At 59.6% G+C, this 1,440-nt stretch carries 1 protein-coding gene and 2 pseudogenes; 2 read left to right on the top strand and 1 reads right to left on the bottom strand.

Annotation, left to right across the window (positions count from 1 at the left end):
• Positions 1-160 (top strand): annotated as a pseudogene (locus QN413_RS26970) (IS3 family transposase); the annotation flags it as partial.
• 198 nt (positions 161-358) lie between these two features.
• Here QN413_RS26970 and QN413_RS26965 read toward each other — a convergent pair.
• On the bottom strand, positions 359-556 hold the full coding sequence (locus QN413_RS26965; RefSeq protein ID WP_323499629.1) for a hypothetical protein: 198 nt from the start codon (positions 554-556) through the stop codon (positions 359-361).
• A 579-nt stretch (positions 557-1,135) separates the two neighbouring features.
• Between QN413_RS26965 and QN413_RS26960 the strand changes: the two are divergent.
• Positions 1,136-1,440, top strand: a pseudogene (locus QN413_RS26960) (hypothetical protein); the annotation flags it as partial.

Genomic DNA, 1,440 nt, shown 5'->3' with positions numbered 1-1,440 from the left:
GTGGAAGACCAAGGAGGCCGTGGAATTCGCGACGCTCGAATGGGTGTCATGGTTCAACAACCAACGGCTGCTCGAACCCATCGGGTACATCCCGCCTGCAGAAGCTGAGGCAAACTACTACCGGCAACTCGCCAGTCAAGCCACCACGGTGGCGGCCTGACTTAAACCAATCAGCCTCCACGAATCCCGGGGCGATTCAATCCTGCATTAGATCAGCCAGCCGATGGAGAGCGTTATCGCACAGCTCACTGAGCTGGTAGCGCGCGCGGGCGAGCAGGCCCAGCTCGTGCAGCAGTGGCCCAGGAAAGTACTTGCGCGTGAGCGGATCCCGGTCGACGAGCCCCTCGATCTCCAGCCGCTACAGCATTCGGCAGCACGTCGATTGCGGCAGCCCGCTCGTGGCCGCCATTTCCCCGATGGGCATGTCGCGCAGGTCCGCCTCGGTCACAAAGTCCGATCGCAGCGAGTGCGCCGAAAACCGGCCTTCCAGACCCGCCGCCGCGAAACGCGCCTTCACGATGAACCGCACGCCTTCGGCGCCCAGTGGCGCGCCCATGCGGTCGTCCGCCAGCGCGCGCCGGAAGATCGGACCGGTGGTGATTCAGCCTCAACCGCGCGGACGCTGCGGACCATGTTCTTCGATGTCGGTGGCCAAGGCGCCATCGTCGTGCAGCGAATCGGCCTGCGCGTCCCTGGCCGCCTCCAGACTCTGGGCGACGAATGTCGCAAACCACGGAGCGCGCGGCGAAGCGTCCGAGTGCCGAAGATACTCGCTTCTTTTCGTCTTAATGGACCTGCCTGGCCAGATCTCTACAACAGGTGTACGCCGCACGACATATATGGCGGTGCGCCCTTAGCCGTTAAAAACGCGATGGGTCCGTTGCTCGCGTGTCGAGGTTCCGAACGTTGTTCGGTTCAGTACCTGGCCCTGTGCTTTGAAAACACAGGGCCTCTTTGTTTGTGCCGCAAAAATTTGCCCGCGGATAGCGAACAGTGTCTATCGGCAGCCCCGGATCGGGGCGCTGCTTTGAGAGAAATTGATTTGAGTTGCGGTTCCAGATCTCCATAGCAGGCTATTGAAAAACCTCCATTCCTTCACGACAATCGCGACATCAATCGGAATGAAAGATGCGCGATGCGAGGCAGTGACGGATACAACGAGAGCCTTTTCACCACTGTAAAGCTGGAAGACTTCGTGCCTACAAATCACCCGGTGCGACCAATTCGCACATGGATGAACAAGACTCTTTCCAAGATGGATGAGCACTTCTCGGCGATGTACGAAGCAAACGTGAAGGGAGGCCGCCCCAGCATCGCACCTGAGAAGCTCATGCGCGCCATGTTGCTGCAGGTGAATCGCCCCGGCTTTGAACTGACCCCCAGAAGTTGGACGAACTTCAAGGAGTCCCATGGAGAAGTACGAGACAGAGTTCAAGCTCC

Origin of the sequence: Variovorax sp. LG9.2, from assembly GCF_035018885.1 — a bacterium.
Classification (GTDB): domain Bacteria; phylum Pseudomonadota; class Gammaproteobacteria; order Burkholderiales; family Burkholderiaceae_C; genus Variovorax.
Note: the sequence above shows the minus strand (reverse complement) of the source record. Positions and strands in the feature narration are given on the sequence as shown.